The sequence below is a fragment of the Stutzerimonas frequens genome, assembly GCF_024448335.1.
GTDB classification, from domain to species: Bacteria; Pseudomonadota; Gammaproteobacteria; order Pseudomonadales; family Pseudomonadaceae; genus Stutzerimonas; species Stutzerimonas frequens.
On sequence record NZ_JAMOHM010000004.1, the window covers coordinates 237,832 to 256,035 of the forward strand.

At 67.3% G+C, this 18,204-nt stretch carries 14 protein-coding genes; 4 read left to right on the plus strand and 10 right to left on the minus strand.

Annotated elements, in window-relative coordinates:
* Nucleotides 1–41: 41 nt before the first annotated feature.
* Both NAO55_RS07945 and mta read right to left on the minus strand, forming a co-directional pair.
* Complete coding sequence (locus tag NAO55_RS07945) at nt 42–2,072, minus strand: methyl-accepting chemotaxis protein (protein WP_102838592.1); 2,031 nt, start codon at nt 2,070–2,072, stop codon at nt 42–44.
* 153 nt (nt 2,073–2,225) lie between these two features.
* A complete protein-coding gene (gene mta / locus NAO55_RS07950) occupies nt 2,226–3,881 on the minus strand; it encodes a glucan 1,4-alpha-maltotetraohydrolase (protein ID WP_102838593.1) in 1,656 nt (551 codons plus the stop codon).
* A gap of 387 nt (nt 3,882–4,268) precedes the next feature.
* Between mta and NAO55_RS07955 the strand changes: the two genes are divergently transcribed.
* From NAO55_RS07955 to malE, 3 genes are all read left to right on the plus strand, one after another.
* Nucleotides 4,269–5,561: a maltoporin gene (locus NAO55_RS07955; protein WP_102838594.1), complete on the plus strand. Its 1,293-nt coding sequence runs from the start codon at nt 4,269–4,271 to the stop codon at nt 5,559–5,561.
* Nucleotides 5,562–5,677: 116 nt separating this feature from the next.
* The gene (locus tag NAO55_RS07960) at nt 5,678–6,601 is read left to right on the plus strand and encodes a MalM family protein (RefSeq protein ID WP_102838595.1); all 924 of its coding nucleotides are present in this window, start codon (nt 5,678–5,680) and stop codon (nt 6,599–6,601) included.
* Nucleotides 6,602–6,650: 49 nt separating this feature from the next.
* Complete coding sequence (gene malE / locus NAO55_RS07965; RefSeq protein WP_102838596.1) at nt 6,651–7,889, plus strand: maltose/maltodextrin ABC transporter substrate-binding protein MalE; 1,239 nt, start codon at nt 6,651–6,653, stop codon at nt 7,887–7,889.
* Between the two features lie 254 nt (nt 7,890–8,143).
* On the opposite strand, the gene sugE is transcribed toward malE, so the two are convergent.
* The 6 genes from sugE to zwf form a co-directional block, all read right to left on the minus strand.
* A complete protein-coding gene (gene sugE, locus NAO55_RS07970) occupies nt 8,144–8,464 on the minus strand; it encodes a quaternary ammonium compound efflux SMR transporter SugE (protein ID WP_045633470.1) in 321 nt (106 codons plus the stop codon).
* Nucleotides 8,465–8,733: 269 nt separating this feature from the next.
* Complete coding sequence (locus tag NAO55_RS07975; RefSeq protein WP_102838597.1) at nt 8,734–9,597, minus strand: aldo/keto reductase; 864 nt, start codon at nt 9,595–9,597, stop codon at nt 8,734–8,736.
* A gap of 12 nt (nt 9,598–9,609) precedes the next feature.
* Complete coding sequence (locus tag NAO55_RS07980; RefSeq protein WP_102838598.1) at nt 9,610–11,238, minus strand: NADP-dependent glyceraldehyde-3-phosphate dehydrogenase; 1,629 nt, start codon at nt 11,236–11,238, stop codon at nt 9,610–9,612.
* Between the two features lie 69 nt (nt 11,239–11,307).
* Complete coding sequence (locus NAO55_RS07985; RefSeq protein ID WP_102838599.1) at nt 11,308–12,045, minus strand: bifunctional 4-hydroxy-2-oxoglutarate aldolase/2-dehydro-3-deoxy-phosphogluconate aldolase; 738 nt, start codon at nt 12,043–12,045, stop codon at nt 11,308–11,310.
* Nucleotides 12,046–12,063: 18 nt separating this feature from the next.
* Entirely contained in the window at nt 12,064–12,777 is a 714-nt protein-coding gene (gene pgl, locus NAO55_RS07990; RefSeq protein WP_102838600.1) for a 6-phosphogluconolactonase, read from the minus strand.
* Complete coding sequence (gene zwf / locus NAO55_RS07995; protein ID WP_102838601.1) at nt 12,764–14,233, minus strand: glucose-6-phosphate dehydrogenase; 1,470 nt, start codon at nt 14,231–14,233, stop codon at nt 12,764–12,766. Before zwf ends, pgl begins: the two co-directional genes overlap by 14 nt.
* Nucleotides 14,234–14,403: 170 nt before the next feature.
* Between zwf and NAO55_RS08000 the strand changes: the two genes are divergently transcribed.
* Nucleotides 14,404–15,273: a MurR/RpiR family transcriptional regulator gene (locus tag NAO55_RS08000; protein WP_102838602.1), complete on the plus strand. Its 870-nt coding sequence runs from the start codon at nt 14,404–14,406 to the stop codon at nt 15,271–15,273.
* Between the two features lie 67 nt (nt 15,274–15,340).
* Here NAO55_RS08000 and NAO55_RS08005 read toward each other — a convergent pair whose 3' ends face one another.
* Nucleotides 15,341–16,300 carry a glucokinase gene (locus NAO55_RS08005; RefSeq protein ID WP_102838603.1) on the minus strand — a complete coding sequence of 320 codons (960 nt, stop codon included), beginning with the start codon at nt 16,298–16,300 and terminating at the stop codon, nt 15,341–15,343.
* Nucleotides 16,297–18,123: a phosphogluconate dehydratase gene (gene edd, locus NAO55_RS08010; protein WP_102838604.1), complete on the minus strand. Its 1,827-nt coding sequence runs from the start codon at nt 18,121–18,123 to the stop codon at nt 16,297–16,299. Before edd ends, NAO55_RS08005 begins: the two co-directional genes overlap by 4 nt.
* Nucleotides 18,124–18,204 lie beyond the last annotated feature (81 nt).

The following is an 18,204-nucleotide window of genomic DNA, read 5'->3' on the forward strand; positions in this document are numbered from 1 at the left end:
CAGACGGGGACAGCCGGACCGTAGCCGCCGCCCGGTCGCGCTCAGGTGCGGTAGCGCGCGCAGAGCGCCTGCTGCTCGGCGGACATGCGCGCCTGACGTTCGCTGCTGTCGCTGATCGCCACGACGCTGTCCATGTGCAGCTCGGCCGCGGCATCGATCGCATGCATGCCGCGCGACACCTCTTCGGCGGCGAGCCGTTGCTGGCCGGTGGCCGAATCGATTTCCCGCGACATGGTGGCGATGTGCTCGACCTGGCTGCGGATTTCCTGCATCAGCCGATCGGCCTGCCCGACCTGATCGAGGGTGCCCTGCATCTGCGCGCGACTGGCCTCCACCGAACGCACCGCCGAACCGATGCCCTGGGCCAGGCGTTCGATGCGCTGCTGGATCTCGCCGGTCGATTGCGCCGTGCGCCGGGCCAGGCCGCGCACCTCGTCGGCGACCACCGCGAAACCACGCCCCTGATCACCGGCGCGCGCCGCTTCGATCGCCGCATTGAGCGCCAGCAGGTTGGTCTGCTCGGCAATCGCACGGATCACATCGAGAATCTGCCCGATCTGCTCGCTCACCGCCTCCACGTTGGCGATCTCGGCCACGCTGGTTTCCAGCTGCTCGGCCAGGGCTTGCGTGCCGATGCGGGTCGCGGCCATCCGCTGGCTGCCCTGCAGGGTCAGTGCCTCGACACTGCCGACCCGCGTGGCCGTCTCGCCGGCATGCTGCGCCACCTCGCCAAAACTGTTCTCCAGCTCGGCCAGGCTGACGGCGAGCGCTCCTATGCTGCTGCGCTGCTTCTCCAGCCCGGCACGCGCCTGGCTGCAGGCCTGGGCATTGCGGCGGGCGATCTGGTCCTGTTCGTCGGCGTTGCGCCCGAGCTGGGCCAGTGCGTCGCGCAGGCTACCGGCGACCCGGTTGACCCAATCGCCGACACGCCCGAACTCGTCCGCGCGCTGGTACTCGCAGCCGCCGCGCAGATCGCCGTCGGCCAGGTGCTGCAGGCTGCCGCTGACGGCGGCCAGGGCCATGCGCATGGTGCGCCCCAGCCACAGGCCCATGGCCAGCGCCACCGCGATCGACAGCCCGGCCATCGCCAAGAGGCCGGCCACACCCTGACGATAGGTCTGCGCGGCCAGGCCCAGTTGCCTGTCGCTGGCCTGCTGGGCGCTGGCGATGAGCGTGCCGATGTCCTCGCGTGCCTGGCGCTGCAGGCGACCGAGCTGCAGTTTCTGCTCTCGGTTGGCCTGCTGGTCGGACAGCCAGGCGTAGTACTGCGCCACTGCACCATTGCCGGGCACAGCCAGTTGCTGCTCGATGGCGGCGAACGGCGCCTGGAAGCTGTGCGCGTAGTCGGTACGGCTGTCCTGGTGCGGTTCCAGATCGAGGAGAACGTTGTCCAGCTTCTTCCGCAGGGCCGGCAGCCGCTGCGCGATCTGCGCACCCGCTTCATCGAGTGCCTTGATCGAAGACACGCCGATTGCATCGAACAGCAGCGCCTCGACCTGCTCGAGCGGGATGATGAACTGCTTGATGGAATAGGCGACCAGCTCGTCGCCAGTAACGAACTGCGCCTGCAGCAGGTCCTGCTTGAGCCGCGAGAACTGCAGCTGCAGATCGCGCAGCGCGACGGCGTTGCGCCCCACGCGCGCGAGCAGGTCGCGCTGCGCATCGATCAGCGCCAGGCTGCGGCGGTCGAGCTCCGGCAACAGGGCCGCCAGGCGTTGCTTGGTCTCGGCATGTGCCGGCGTCACCCGCTCCAGCTGGGCGAACAGCTCGAGGGCCTGGTCCTGCAGCGTGCGATGCCGGCCGACATAGCCGTCGAGCTGGTCAGGCCGGTCCTCGGCCAGGGCGTCGGACAGGTTCTGCGTCAGGCTCTGCAACGTACCGAAGAAGCTCTCGCTGACCAGCAGACGCGACGCGGTCGACGAGATTTGCTCGGCATTGCCTTGCAGGCGGCCGATGGCAACCAGGCTGGTGCCGGCTACCAGCATCAGCAAGGCCACCAGTGCGGCGATCAGCAGGTACAGCCGGGCCAGGAAGCCAAGCCGGAAAGGGGTCGAGCGGGTCTGGGCCAACATGAACAGCTCCTGATACGACAGCGCAGCGCGAAGGCTTTTATGGTTGTCGTGCCAGCATCGGCGGCCCGGCCCGTCGCCGGCCTCCTCCCTGCCCACCCTGGGTCGGGAGAAGCCGCCCGGCGTAGGCGTAGCCGAGGCCGGGCGGGCATGTCGTCAGAACGATCCGCTGGTGCTCGCGCCGGCGGCGGCCTGGACCTGGTTGTTGCCGCCCGATTGCCACTGACGCACCAGCGTCGCGTCCGCCTCGTTGCGGATCAGGCACTTCCATTCCACGTTCTGGCCGGCCGGCAGCGAGATGCGGCCCTTCCAGGTCGGGTAACCGCTGGTGTCGGTCAGCCGCACCGCAGAGGCAGGGCTCCAGTTGCCGAGCTGGCTGACGTTGCCCACCGCGTAGACGCTGTCGCCCATCTGCGTCACGCCGTTGTCGCAGCGAAAGTTCACATTGACCAAGCCACCCTCGCCGCCGTCATTCCCGCCGCCATCGCCGCTACCGCTGCGCCAGACGCGCACCTGGCCGTTGCTGGCGTTGACCGCCTCGCTGAAGCTGCCGCTGGCAACCTGGCCGGGGTTGGCCAGATCGGAGTTGAGCGCCACCACCAGGGTCTGCTGGCTGCCGCTGACGGTGGCGACCAGACCGCTGTAGCCGCTGTGGAAGCTGATCGCCGAATCGGCGCGCACGCCGGCGGTGCGCCGCACCTGGATCAGCTGGCGGATGAAGTCGCCGTAGCCCCAGTCGTACATGTGCGACCAGTACACCACCGGCGTGCCCGGGCTGGTGAGGATGTAGGCGTAGGCCTGGCGGATCAGCCCGTCCTGCAGCGCCCAGTGGTGCTGGCCGCCGTTCTGCCCGGGCGAATAGCCGGTGTCGTGGTTGTCGACGAAGGTCACCGCCACCTCGCGCCAGCGCGGGTCGGGGTTGCCATTGAGGCCATGCTTCCAGTCGGCGACCGAGCCGTTCTGCATGCGCTCCTTGAGAGCGAAGTCGAACACCGGGCACTTGGCCCGGTCGGACCAGTCCTTGATGATCTGCTGCCAGCTCGCCGTGTTGCGCCAGTCCCAGCTCGGATATTCAGAAGGGCCTTTCCACAGCTCGCCAACGCAGAAGCTGCTGTCGGCGCTGTCGCTCATCCAGCTGTCGACCCGCTCGGGCGCATAGCCGCGAACGAAGTCGAAGCGGAAGCCGCCGGCGCCGTAGCCGCTGCGCAGGTTGGCAAGCTCGTCGCGAAACATGCCGTAAATCTGCGGATGGCCGGTGTTCAGGTCCGACTCGCCGCCGATAAAGCGGTCTCCGTCATCGCAGTCGTTGGGGTAGTTGCCCGGGTCGGCGCAGTCGTTGCGCCAGAAGCCCTGGCCGGCCGGCAGGTTGATCTCCTTGTCCGGGTAGCCGCGGTTCATGTGATTGGGCACCACATCGTAGAGCACCTTCACCCCGGCGCCACCGAGTGCGCCGGCGGCCTGGCGCAGCTGGGCGTCGCTGCCGTAGCGGCCGTTCTTGTTGAAGTCGTGCCAGAAGTAGCCTTCGCCGCCGCCGGACTTGCCGCCGTCGGTCCAGCTGGAGAAGTCACGCCAGGGCACCGGCATCCAGATTGCCGAGAAGCCGTCGGCGGCGATCGTCGAGGCCTGCTGGCGAAGGATGTTGTACCAGTCGTTGGGCGCTTCGCGGACGACGTTCCAGTGGAAGCCCTGGAGGATGATTTCGTCGCCGCCGTGGTAGCGCACCCCGGCCGGGCTCTTGCCGGCCTGGTCAGCGAGGGCGGGGAACGGCAGCAGGATCGCCGCCAATACGGCGGCACGTAGGGTCTGGCTCATCGCAATACTCCGGTTCTTGTGCTTGTTCGCGGGTATCCGGCAACGGACTGCCGAATGAGGATGAACGCCGGCCGCACCTTCGACCGACCTGGGCAGGCTGCTCCCGGGCCCGCTCGCGACCAACCTCCCTGCGCGCGTTCGAGGCGGCGTAGTGGCCAGGCGGAAGGCCCGTGGCAATCATCTGCGCCCCACCCGTAGCGACCCCGCCCCTGGGATTACGCCGCACTCATACCGATTACGCCCTCGAGCTGCGCCAGCGAAATCTCTGGCCGGGAGGATGGCGCTCCCGGCCCCATCCCCGACGCTTTGCGCCACCGATCGGCGTTGCCGCAGCAGGCAGCGCCGGCGTGATCGTTCGGCATTAACAAGAAAAACAAGGACCTCGTCATGAAGCACACCGCGCACCCCCTGTTCGTCCTAAAACCCGCCTGCCTGCTTGCCTCCCTGCTGGTCGGCGGCCCGGCCCTGGCGGTCGATTTCCACGGCTATCTGCGTTCGGGCGTCGGCGCCACGGCCGGCGGCGGCGACCAGGCCTGCTTCCAGGCTGCTGGCGCACCGGCGAAATATCGCCTGGGCAACGAATGCGAAACCTACGCCGAGATCGGCCTCGGCCAGGAGGTGTGGAGCGAAGGCAACCGCAGCTTCTACGTCGACAGCATGATCGCCTACCGCTCCGACCAGGGTAACGACTGGGAAGCCACCGGCACCGACACCAACGGCGGCGAGAACAACCCCTTCGACGAGGCCGGCACCACCTCCATCCGCCAGTTCAACGTGGTCGGCAAGAACCTCATCCCGAGCCTGCCGGGCGCGGCGATCTGGGCCGGCAAGCGCTACTACAAGCGCCACGACGTGCACATCAATGACTACTACTACTGGGACGTTTCCGGCCCCGGCGCCGGTATCGAAGACATCGACCTGGGCTTCGCCAAGGCCAGCGTCGCGTGGATTCGCAACACCGACGGCGACTGGGTCTACCAGGGCTCGGGCACCGGCACCAACCTGGCCAACGACACCCTCGACTTCCGCCTCGCCGAGATCGACGTCAACCCGGGCGGCAAGCTGGAGCTGGGCTACGACTACGGCAAGGCCAACCTCACCGACGAGCAGGAACGCGACCCCGGCTACCAGGACCAGAAGGGTCATCTGGTCACCCTCGAGCACACCCAGAGCAACTGGTTCGGCGGCTACAACAAGCTCGCCCTGCAGTACGGCACCGACGGCATCATCGGTAGCAGCGGGCGCAACAGCACCGGCAACAGCGACGGCAAGATGTTCCGCCTGGTCAACCAGGGCGTGGTCGGCCTGACCGACAACATCGAGATGATGTACGTACAGATCTACGAGGACCGCGACTTCGACAACGACTCCGGGCAGACCTGGGCCAGCTTCGGCGTGCGCCCGGTGTACAAGTGGAGCGACGTGATGAGTACCGCGCTGGAGTTCGGCTACGACCGCGTCGATCCGCAGGCCGACGGCGAACGCACCCGCGACCTGAAGAAGCTCACCCTGGCCCAGCAGTGGTCAGCCGGCAACAGCTTCTGGGCGCGCCCGCAGATCCGCGTGTTCGCCACCTACGCCCAGTGGGACGGCGGCCGCTACCAGGCCGCCAGCGAATCCATCGACGCCGGTGACGACGACGGCCTCACCTTCGGTATCCAGGCCGAGGCCTGGTGGTAAACCGCGCCGGCTGAACGCCGTTGCACGCAACGGCAGCCTTTCCGCTCCCACCGTCCAGACGGTGCCTTTTGCCCCGACTCTGGCAGGTCGGGGCATTTTTTATCCGGAGAACCGCCATGCATCCTCTATCCCTTCTCGCCGCCGGGCTGATCACCCTGGCGCTGGCCGGCTGCAGTAGCGAACCGCTGCGTCGGGTCGACGCCCTCGCCGCCAGCCCGGCGCCGCTGCAAGGCTCGGTCGAACAGGCCCGTGCCGCGCTGGCCGCCGCGCCGTCCTGCTGCAGCGGTCTCGACCAGCTGCCGTACCAGCCGCTGGAGCCGGGCTTCAGCGGCAATGTCGTGATCGACAGCCAGGCCCCGGCCTATGCCTTCGAAACCGGCAAGAGCTTCTTGCGCGCCTTCAAGCTGCCGGCCGGCGGCCCGTCGTTCGAGCTGCGCCTGTACAGCCAGGCCGGCAGCAGCGTGCTGGCGCCCAATGCCATGCTGCTGGACAGCCGCATGCGCCCGACCCGCCTGCTGGATGCCGACGATTTCGTCTACGTTCCGCCGACCGGGCTCAAGGGTGACAGCCTGGACGCGCGCCTGCGCATCGACCGCTCGCAGCCGGAGCACCCGGGCAACGAGCGCTATCTGATCCTCTACACCAGCGAGGCGCAGATGACCGGCCAGACCGTTCTGCAGCACCCGGCCAAGGCCTACGCCAAGGCGCTGGGCAACGAGCCGCCGAGCATTCCCGATCCGGTGGCGCAGCACTCCCCGGTCGGCGTGATCAAGCTGGTGATGATCCCCGACAGCACCGCCGGCTCGACCGCCAAGGGCTACGTGCCGGGCTACAGCATCGGCCAGGAGATGGGCAACGAACTGCCCGTCGCGCCGGCCCCGGCAGTGCTGCCGGAAACCTCGGCCTACTACCGCCAGGCGATCGATGCCGCGCTGGCCGAGAAGGACCTGGAACGCGCGCTGCGCCTGGCCGACGAGGCGGCGCGGGTGGGCGATACCACGGCCAAACGCCATTTGCTGGAGCGTATCCAGATCAAATGACCCGTACGGGGCGCCGTGAACGCCCCGATTTCATACGCAGGATGCAGCCATGAAAATAACAAGATCTGCCTTGAGCCTTCTGCTTCTGCTCAGCACGCCGGTACTGGCGCTCGAGCGTGATGCCCTGACGATCTGGATCAACCAGGACAAGGGCTACAAGGCCCTGGGCGAAATCGGCAAGGATTTCACCAGGGCCACCGGCATGCCGGTAACCGTCGACACCCCCGACGACCTGGCGGTCCAGTTCGACCGCCTCGCCACGACCAGCCGGGGCCCGGACATCGTCATCTTCGCCCACGATCGCTTCGGTTCCTGGATCAACAACGGGCTGCTCGAACCGGTGGAGCCCAGCGCGCAAGCCCTGGCGCGGGCGCCGGCGTTCGCCTGGGAGGCGGTGACCATCGGCGCGCGCTACTACGGTTATCCGCTGGCCACCGAGGCGGTCAGCCTGATCTATAACCTGGACCTGGTACCCGTGCCGCCACGCAGCCTGGCGGAAGTGGCGACGCTGGATCGCCGCCTGCGTGCCGAGGGCAAGCGCGCCATCGAATGGGACTACCGCAACCTCTATTTCTCCTGGCCGATCATTGCCGGCAGCGGCGGCTATAGCCTGAGGAAGAACAACGGCATCTATGACCTCACTGACATCGGCCTCAATACGCCGGGCGCCATCGAAGGCATGGAGTCGATCAAGCGCCTGCTCGACCACGGGCTACTCGATCCCGCCGCGACCTATCAGAGCATGATGGAAGGCTTCAAGGACGGGCGCACGGCCATGATCATCAATGGACCCTGGGCCTGGAACGAGGTCCGCCAGGCCGGTATCCGCTTCGCGGTCGGCGACATTCCCACCGCCGACCCGGCGCGCCAGGGCAAGCCTTTCGTTGGCGTGCTCGCCGCCGCGATCAACAGCAACAGCCCGAACAAGGCCGCAGCCCAGCGCTTCATCGAGGACTACCTGACCAACGCCGACGGCCTGGCGCGAATCAATGCAGAGAAACCCCTCGGCGCAGTGGCCAACCTGGCCTTGATGGAACGCCTGCGGCACGATCCGCTGATCGCCCACACCTATGCTTCGGCACAGGCGGGCGAAATCATGCCGGACATTCCGGAAATGAAGCGTCTCTGGGCGCTGATCACGCCCCGCATGGAGCCCATGCTGAGCGGCCGCAAGCCCATCGCGGATACCCTCGACTACATCGCCGAGCGCTTGGCCAAGGGCTCGCAGATGCAATCCTGGCGCCGCCGGCATTATCCGCTGAGCCCCAATCTGGCCGAGCAGCGATAACCGCAGTCACAGTGCTGACGAGAGCTGCCAAGCGCATCGGCTGGGCCTCAGCCCACCCGATGCAGAAAGACGCCAGTACCCACCCGCCAACGCGCGAACGAGGCGACTTGCACGCCTGGACACTGCGGTGGATGGGTGGAGCGTCACCCACCCCACGATCGCTGCTGTAAGCGTCGGGTGGCGCTTCAGTCCACCGGATGCGGGGCCCGGTGGCCGAACCGGCTCCTGGGCACAGCGGACCAATGCGCACCGCCTCAGGCGGTCAGCTTCAACCCCACCAGCCCGGCCAGCAGCAGCACCACGCTCAGCAACCGCGCCGGCGAGGCGCTTTCGCCAAAGATGACGATGCCCAGCGCCACGGTGCCCAGCGCACCGATACCGACCCATATCGCATAGGCGGTACCCACCGGCAGAACCTGCATGGCGCGGGCGAGGAGGAAGAAGCTGGCGGCCATGGCCACCAGGGTGAGCACGCTCGGCAGCGGGCGGGTGAAACCTTCGGAAGCCTTGAGGCCAATGGCCCAGCCCACTTCGAGCAGGCCGGCGATGATCAGCATGATCCAGGCCGAATGCATGACGATGACTCCAGCAACGGCAGGGCCGTCCCCGCATGATTCGACACGCCGACGGGTCGTCCCGCGGCGGATGCGACCCTAGCACAGCCGCGCACCGTTTTGGACCACTCGCAGCGTCCGTTGATCAATAGCGTTCCTAAGCGGGGATATACCGAACCATCGCAGATGCCAGCGGTGGATGGGTGAAGCGTCATCCACCTACGAGTCCCGCGTGGGGTGGAAAACTGCAAAGCATTTTCCACCTCGGATAGCGGACGGATGTCCCTGCCTCAGGCCACCTCATGCCCGCGGGCCGCTTCGCTCAGGTAGAACCAGGCGGGACGGTCCAGCTCCAGTTCGGCGCCCAGCAGCGCCTCCTCGATCCGTTCCCAGCGCAGGCTGCCGAGGATCGGCAACGGCCGGCCGGGCAGCTGCCGCAGCCAGGCCAGCGCCACCTGATTGGCCGTGGCGCCCCGGTCGGCGGCGACTTCATCGAGTGCGCTACATAGCCGATCGCCGAAGCGTCCACCGCCCATGGGCGACCAGGCCAGCACCTGCAAACCGGCAGCCTGCAATGCATGCAGGCTGCCATCCCATACCCAGTGCTGGGCCTGCAGTGACAGCTCGATCTGGTTGCAGCGCAGCGGCACGCACTGGGCCAGTGCCTGGCAATGCAGGATGCCGGCGTTGGACAGCCCCACCCAGCCGACCTTGCCGCTGGCGACCAGTCCGTTCAGCGTCTCGGCCACCTCGTCGACCTGCAGCAGCGGGTCCGGGCGATGCAGCAGGAAACCATCGAGTCGTTCCACGCCCAGTCGCGCCAGGCTGTCGTCCACCGCCCGGCGCAGGTAGCCGGCACTGGAGTCGTAGTGCTTGACCCGCCAGCGCGAGCAGTCCTGTCCCGCCGGCACGATATCGGCCTTGCCGATGATCTGCAGGTGCTGGCGCAGTCCCGGTGCCTGGCGCAGGGCCGCACCGAAGTGCGCCTCGCATTGCCCGCCGGCATAGATGTCGGCATGGTCGAAGCCGTTCAGCCCGCGCTCCACACAGCGTTCGATAAAGCCCAGCAACGCCTGGGGCTCACCCAGCTCGGGGTATTCCAGCAGGCGCATCATGCCCAGCAACAGCGGCTGGGCGAGCACGGGTGCGGCCATCGTGGCGCTCCGTCAGAAGATATAGTCGGTGGTCAGGAAGCTCGACTGGCGGTCACGAATGATCCGGTCGACCAGCTCCTTGTTGGCCTCGTTGAAGCGCGTCGCCACCAGGGTACGGATGGAGAACACGCGCAGGGCGTCATGTACCGACAGCGTGCCCTCGGCGGAATTCTTGCGACCGTTGAACGGATAGCTGTCCGGTCCGCGCTGGCACTGGGCGTTGATGTTGATGCGCCCGACCTGGTTGACGAAAGCATCCACCAGCCGGCCTACCTGCGCCGGGTCGTTGCCGAAGATCGACAGCTGCTGGCCGTAGTCGGAGGCGGTGACGTAGTCGATCACCTCCTGCAGGTCGCGGTACGGCACCACCGGCACCAGCGGGCCGAACTGCTCTTCGTGATAGACACGCATGGTCGAATCCACCGGGCTCAGCACTGCCGGCTGGAAAAAGGTCTGGTGCGACTCGCCGCCGCCGGCGTTGATCACCCGAGCGCCCTTGGCCACGGCGTCTTCCAGCACCGCATGCAGGTAATCGGTCTTGCCCGGCTCCGGCAGCGGTGTCAGCGCCACGCCCGGCTCCCAGGGCATGCCCGCCTTGAGCGCGTTGACCCGCGCAGCGAAGCGTTCGAGGAAGCCATCGAGCACCGCCTCATGCACGAAGAGGATCTTCAGTGCGGTGCAGCGCTGACCGTTGAACGACAGCGCGCCGGTCACCGCCTCCTCCACGGCATTGTCGAGATCGACCTGCGGCAGGACGATGCCAGGGTTCTTCGCATCCAGCCCCAGCGCGGCGCGCAGGCGGTGCGGACGCGGGTGCAGTTTCTTCAGGTCGGCGGCGCCCTTGTGCGTGCCGATAAAGGCGAACACGTCGATCTTACCGCTGGCCATCAGCGCGCTGACCGTCTCGCGACCGCGGCCGTAGATGACGTTGATGACCCCCGCCGGGAAGCTGTCGCGGAAGGCTTCGAGCAGCGGGCGGATCAGCAGTACGCCGAACTTGGCCGGTTTGAACACCACGGTGTTGCCCATGATCAGCGCCGGGATCAGCGTGGTGAAGGTTTCGTTCAGCGGGTAGTTGTACGGCCCCATGCACAGCGCCACGCCCATGGGCACGCGGCGGATCTGCCCGAGGGTGCCCTGCTCCAGCTCGAAGCGGCTGGAGCTGCGGTCCAGTTCCTTCAGCGCGTGGATGGTGTCGACGATGTAGTCGCAGGTGCGGTCGAATTCCTTCTCCGAATCCTTGAGGTTCTTGCCGATCTCCCACATCAGCAATTTGACCACCGCCTCGCGCTGCTCGCGCATACGCGCCAGGAAGGCCTCGACATGGGCGATACGCTCGGCCACACGCATGGTCGGCCAGGCTCCGCGGCCGTAGTCATAGGCGGCAACGGCGGCGTCCAGTGCACGCAGCGCGGCGTCGGCATCCAGCAGCGGCGTGCTGCCCAGCACCACCTGGCGCTCGCTGCCATCGGCCTCGCGCAGAAACACCGGGCTGCGAACTTCCGCCAGCGGGCCGTCCCAGTGCATCAACTCGCCATCGACCAGATAGTCGCGCTGCTCGACCGGAGCATCCGGCTGATAGGCAGCGGGAATCTCATCGAGACGGGGAAACAGCTCGGCAAGCGGGCGCGCGGTAGTCATGGAACCTCCAGGTAGCGAATCGGGATGATCGCGGCAGGCCCCACGCCCACCGCGACGGGGTCGGACGGATTACAGCTCGCGCTGTTCGGCGCGCTCGGCACGCAGATCGAAGTCGCGCGGCAGTTCGGCAGGCGGCGCTGCGTCCAGCGCCTGCAGGGCCTGGCGCGTGGCGCTTTCGATGGCGGCCCAGTCGCCGACACGCACGGCCTTGGCATCGACCATCCAGGTGCCGCCGACACACATCACGTTGGACTGCGCCAGATAGTCCCTGGCGTTGCGCGCGTTGATGCCACCGGTCGGGCAGAAACGGATATTGCCGAACGGCCCGCCCAGCGCCTTGAGCGCGGCGACGCCGCCACAGACTTCGGCCGGGAACAGCTTGAAGCGGCGATAACCGCGGGCGTAGCCGAGCATGATTTCCGAAGCGCTGGCCACGCCCGGCAGCAGTGGCAATGGACTTTGTAGAGCGGCATCCAGCAGCTCGGCGGTGCTGCCCGGAGAGACGATGAACTGCGCACCAGCGGCCTCGGCCTCGGCCAGCATGGCGGCATCCAGCACGGTGCCGGCACCGACGATCAGCTCGGGGCGCTGCTCGCGCAGCAGGCGGATGGCACTCAGGCCCAGCGCCGAGCGCAGGGTGATTTCCAGCACCTTGAGGCCACCGGCGGCCAGGGCGTCGGCCAGCGGCAGGATGTCCGCCTCTCGCCCGATGGTGATCACCGGGAGGATGCGCGCGGCACTGCACCACTGGTCGATCAGGGCGATCTTGTCGTTCATGGCGTCAGCGCTGGTTTGGGTAGATGTCATGGAAGATTCCTTGCGGCCTCAGGGGCACCAGTAGATTTCGAGGGGACGGGCGAGGAAGGCGCGGATCGGCATCGCTTCGTAGGATTCGCCGGCCAGGGCCTGGTTGAGCGTGGCCAGCTTGCCCGGGCCGTGCAGGGCGAGCAGGGTCAGCCGCGCGCTGGCCAGCAGCGCCAGGGACATGCTCAGGCGCTGGCGCGGTACGCTCGTCGCCTGCATCGGCAGGCAGCGCCGCGCACCACGCGGGTCGAGCGCTGCTTCCAGGTTCGGGCTGTCAGGGAACAGCGAGGCGGTGTGGCCGTCCTCGCCCATGCCCAGCACCAGCACGTCGATCGGCGGCAGTTCGGCCAATACGGCGTCGGCGCGTTCGGCGGCCTGCTCCAGGCTTGCCGCGCTCTGGTACAAGCCAACCAGGCGCGCCGCAGCGGCCGGGCCCTGCAACAGATGGCGGCGCAACAGGCCTTCGTTGCTGTCGGAATGGCTGACCGGCACCCAACGCTCGTCGGCGAGGCTGATGGTGACCTTGGCCCAATCCAGCTCCTGCTGCGCCAGGCGCTCGAAGAAGGCGATCGGGCTGCGGCCGCCGGACACTACCAGGGTCGCCGCACCGCGCTCGGCGATCGCACTGCGCAGGGCGTTGCTCACCGTCAGCGCCAGTTCGCCGGCCAGCTGGTCGGCGTTGCCGAGGCTGAAACCGAGGGTCTGCACCGGGAGATCGAGGTTAGAGATCGTCATACCAACTCCTGCCGTCACGGCTGATCAGGGCAATCGAGGCAGCCGGTCCCCAGCTGCCTGCTGCGTAGGGTTTGGGAGGCGCGCCGACGCGTTGCCAGCCGTCGATCAGCTGGTCGCACCACTTCCAGGCGTATTCGATTTCGTCCTTGCGCACGAAGAGGTTCTGGTTGCCCTTCATCACTTCCAGCAGCAGACGCTCGTAGGCGTCGGGGATGCGCGGGCTCTTGTAGGTTTCCGAGAAGTTCAGCTGCAGCGGGCCGCTGCGCAGCTGCATGCCCTTGTCCAGGCCCTGGTCCTTGGTCATCACCAGCAGCGAGATGCCCTCCTGCGGCTGCAGGCGGATGATCAGCTTGTTGCCGATCAGCTGGCGCTGCTCGGGGGCGAAGATGTAGTGCGGCGGCGCCTTGAAGTGGATGACGATCTGCGACAGCTTCTGCGGCATGCGCTTGCCGGTCCGCAGGTAGAACGGCACACCGGCCCAGCGCCAGTTGCAGATCTCCGCGCGCAGGGCAACGAAGGTCTCGGTGTCGCTCTGGGTGTTGGAGTTTTCTTCCTCCAGATAGCCCGGTACGTGGCGCCCGAGGATGCTGCCGGCGACGTACTGGCCGCGCACCAGCTGCTGACCGAGGTGCTCCGGCGCAATCGGCGCCAGCGCCTTGAGCACCTTGACCTTCTCGTCGCGGATGCTGTCGGCCGACAGGTCGCTGGGCGGGTCCATGGCGATCAGGCAGAGCAGCTGCAGCAGGTGGTTCTGGATCATGTCGCGCAGCTGGCCGGCCTGGTCGAAGTAGCCCCAGCGGCCCTCGATGCCGACGGTTTCGGCGACGGTGATCTCCACGTGGGAGATGTGGTTCTGGTTCCACTGCGTCTCGAACAGGCTGTTGGCGAAACGCAGGGCGATCAGGTTCTGCACCGTGTCCTTGCCCAGGTAGTGGTCGATGCGGTAGGTGCGGTCTTCCGGGAAGAAGCGCGCCACCGCGTCGTTCACCTCACGGGACGATTCCAGGTCATGGCCGATCGGCTTTTCCAGCACCACGCGGGTGCGCTCGGCCAGCCCCGCCTCCGCCAGCCCGGCGCAGATCGCGCCGTAGACGGAAGCCGGCGTGGCGAAGAAGGCGACGATACGTTCGGCCTGGCCGGCCTTGTCCGCCAGCGCGGCGTAATCCTCGCGGCGGCCGAACTCCATGCTCAGGTAGTCCAGACGGGCGAGGAAACGCTGCAGAACGCTTTCCTCGAGCTCGCGCTCGGCCACATGGCGGCGCAGGTGCTCGGCGATCAGCGCCAGATGCGAAGCCGGCTCGCCGCCGTCGCGGGCGAGGCCGAGAATGCGGGTGTCCGCCGGCAGCAGGCCGGCACGGTCGAGCTGATAGAGCGCGGGAAACAGCTTGCGCAAGGCCAGGTCACCGAGGGCGCCGAACAGCGCCAGGGTGCAGGGTTCGACAGATAATGGCGTCATGATATTTGTTCTTCTACTAACACTGCCCTATGAATACACGCGAAGCCGCGTTTATTCAAGGATGATGTAGTAATAAAAACAACATTTAGTCAGAAAAGGAGATTCCGGTGGTCGCTCCGCAGCCCGCTCAGTAGCATAGAGCACCTCTGACCAGCCGCATCAGGATCGTCATGGACCGCGTACACAACCTGCTCGAGCAGATCCAGCGTCGCATCGAAGACCTCAACAAGGCCGAGCGCAAGGTGGCCGAAGTCATCCTGCGCAACCCTCAGCAGGCCACCCGTTTCAGCATCGCCACGTTGGCGCAGGCCGCACAGGTCAGCGAGCCGACGGTGAATCGCTTCTGCCGCTCGTTCGGCGTCAGCGGCTATCCGGAACTGAAGATGCAGCTGGCGCAGAGCCTGGCCAGCGGCGCCGCCTATGTCAGCCAGGCGGTAGAGCCCGACGACGGCCCGGCGGAATACACACGCAAGATCTTCGGCTCGGCCATCGCCTCGCTGGACAGCGCCTGCCAGAGCCTCGACCCGCAGCTGGTCAGCCGCGCCGTGGACCTGATGATCCAGGCCCGCCAGATCCACTTCTTCGGCCTCGGCGCCTCGGCCTCGGTGGCGCTGGATGCGCAGCACAAGTTCTTCCGCTTCAACCTGGCGGTGACCGCGCATTCGGACGTGCTGATGCAGCGCATGCTGGCCTCGGTGGCGCATACCGGCGAGCTGTTCGTGATCATTTCCTACACCGGACGCACCCGCGAACTGGTGGAAGTGGCGCGCATCGCCCGGCAGAACGGCGCCTCGGTACTCGGCCTGACCGCCGCCGGCTCGCCGCTGGCCCAGGCCAGCACGCTGAGCCTGAACATTCCACTGCCCGAGGACACCGACATCTACATGCCGATGACCTCGCGTATCATCCAGCTCACCGTGCTCGACGTGCTCGCCACCGGCATGACCCTGCGCCGCGGCGTGGATTTCCAGCCGCACCTGCGCAAGGTGAAGGAAAGCCTGAACGCCAGCCGCTACCCGGCGGATGAAGAGCCGAGCTGACGAAACCAGTACGAACGCAGGATGTTGCTATAACAACATCCCGCCATCACACACCCGAACCACCAGATCAGCGCACCAGCGCCTGCTCCAACGCCACACCGGCACCCTCCAGCCCCGGATAGTCCGCGGTAACCAGCCACACCGGCACATCGGCGAGATAGCCGCTCATGCAGCCCTTGCTGGTAAAGCCGCGGGCGAAACCACTGGCCGCGAAGAAATCAGCGAAACGCGGCACCACACCACCGACGATATACACCCCACCGCGCGCACCGAGCGTGAGCACGTTGTTGCCGGCAACCCGCCCGAGCCACACGCAGAACTGCTCCAGGGTCGCCACCGCCACATGATCGCCCGCGAGCGCGGCCGCGGTGACCTCGGCCGGCGACGCCAGTCGCGGCGTCAAACCGGCCAGGGCGCAGACCGCACGGTAGAGCAGCAACAGGCCACCGCCACTGAGCACATCCTCGGCACGCACATGGCCAAGCTGCGCAAACAGCATCTGCCACAGCGCCACCTCGTGCGCATCCGCCACGGGCAGGTCGACGTGCCCGCCCTCCCCCGGCAATGCACGCCAGTTGCCACTGCCCAAGGGCATCAACGCGGCGACGCCAAGCCCGGTGCCCGGCCCGATCACCAGCGCCGGCGCATCCGGCTCTGCCTCGCCCGCACAGATCACGCGCCGCCCCGCTTCACCTACTCGCGTCATGCCTAGCGCCATCGCGGCGAAGTCGTTGATCAGCAGCAGCTCATCCAGCTGCAGAGCGCCGCAGAAGTCGCTTCGCGTCAGCCGCCAGTGATTGTTGGTGAAGGTGAACTGCTCGCCCTTGACCGGCCCGGCACAGGCCAGGCAGGCCGCACCGACGCTGCCCGGCGCAAGACCGAGCGACGCCAGGTAGTACTCGACCGCCAGCTCGGGCGTGGCGAAATCCGCCGTCGCCAGTACCCGCACCGACTCCAGCCGCGAGTCGCGCCACAGCGCGAAGCGCGCGTTGGTGCCACCGATGTCACCGACCAGCGCCAGCCTCATCGCAGCACCTCCAGCCCGGCGGTGAACACACTGGCGCCCTGTTCGGCGGAGCTGAACGCCGCCCGCATGAAGCCGAACAGCTCGCGGCCACAACCTTGTACGCCCGCCGCCGGCGCCGCTACCGGCAAGCGATCGGCCAGCTCGGCGGCATCCACCAGCACCTCGAGCACGCCGCCCTGACCGTCGACGCGCAACAGATCGCCATCGCGCAGCCGCGCCAGCGGCCCGCCATCGATCGCTTCCGGGCAGACATGGATCGCCGCCGGCACCTTGCCCGACGCACCGGACATGCGCCCGTCGGTGACCAGCGCGACCTTGAAGCCGCGATCCTGCAGCACGCCGAGATAGGGCGTCAGCTTGTGCAGTTCGGGCATGCCATTGGCGCGCGGCCCCTGGAAACGCACCACAGCGACGAAATCACGCTCCAGCTCGCCGGCCTTGAACGCCTCCACCAGCTCCAGCTGATCGGAGAAGATCCGCGCCGGCGCCTCGACCACGCGATGCTCCGGCGCTACGGCGGAGACCTTCATCACCCCGCGCCCGAGGTTGCCACTCATCAGCCGCAATCCGCCCTCAGCGGAGAACGGCCGCGCTACGGGGCGCAGGATGCTGTCGTCAAGGCTTTGCGCAGCCCCTTCACGCCAGGTCAGCCGACCATCCTCGAGGAAGGGCTCCTGGGTATAGCGATGCAGGCCTCGTCCCATCACGGTATGCACATCCTCGTGCAGCAGGCCGGCGTCGAGCAGTTCGCGCACCAGCAGCGCGACACCGCCAGCGGCATGAAAGTGATTGATGTCCGCCGAGCCATTGGGATAGACGCGCGCCAGCGTCGGCACCACCTCGGAGAGGTCGGCCATGTCCTGCCAGGTCAGCTGAATGCCCGCCGCCTGAGCGATGGCCGGCATGTGCAGGGTGTGGTTGGTCGAGCCGCCGGTGGCATGCAGCGCGACCACGGCGTTGACCAGCACGCGCTCGTCGACCAGCTCGCCGAGGGGCGTATGGCAGCCTCCCTGAGGCGTCAGCCGGGTGACCTGGTGCGCCGCCTCGATGGTCAGCGCATCGCGCAGCGGCGTACCCGGATTGACGAAGGACGAGCCCGGCAGGTGCAGGCCCATCACCTCCATCAGCATCTGATTGGTGTTGGCGGTGCCGTAGAAGGTGCAGGTACCGGGGCTGTGATAGGCCTGCATCTCGGCAGCGAGCAGCTCGTCGCGGCCAGCCTTGCCTTCGGCGTAACGCTGGCGCACCGCGGCCTTGTCCTTGTTGGCCAGGCCGGAGGGCATCGGCCCGGCCGGCACAAAGACGGCGGGCAGATGACCGAAGCGCAGCGCACCGATCAGCAGGCCAGGAACGATCTTGTCGCAGATGCCGAGCAGCAGCGCGGCGTCGAACAGGTTGTGCGACAGCGCCACCGCCGTGCTCATGGCGATCACCTCGCGGCTGGCGATGGCCAGCTCCATGCCCGGCTCGCCCTGAGTCACGCCATCACACATCGCCGGCACGCCGCCGGCCACCTGACCCACCGAGCCGATCTCGCGCAGCGCCTGGCGCAGGCGCTCCGGGTAGTCCTCGTAGGGTTGGTGCGCCGAGAGCATGTCGTTATAGGCGGTGACGATGGCGACGTTGGCAGCATCAGGCAGGCGCAGGCGCTGCTTGTCCTGGGCGCCACAACCAGCGACACCATGGGCGAAGTTTGCGCACTGCGCCGCGTTGCGGGCCGGCCCGGCGCTCGCGGCGGCACGAATCATGGCGAGATAGGCCTCGCGCGTCGGACGGCTGCGCTCGATCAGGCGCTCGGTGACTTCGACGACCCGGGGATGCATGGAACCTCCAAGATTGTAGTTTTTATAACAAACACGAGCGCATAATAGCCGCACACACCAGCTATTCGAAGCAATATATTG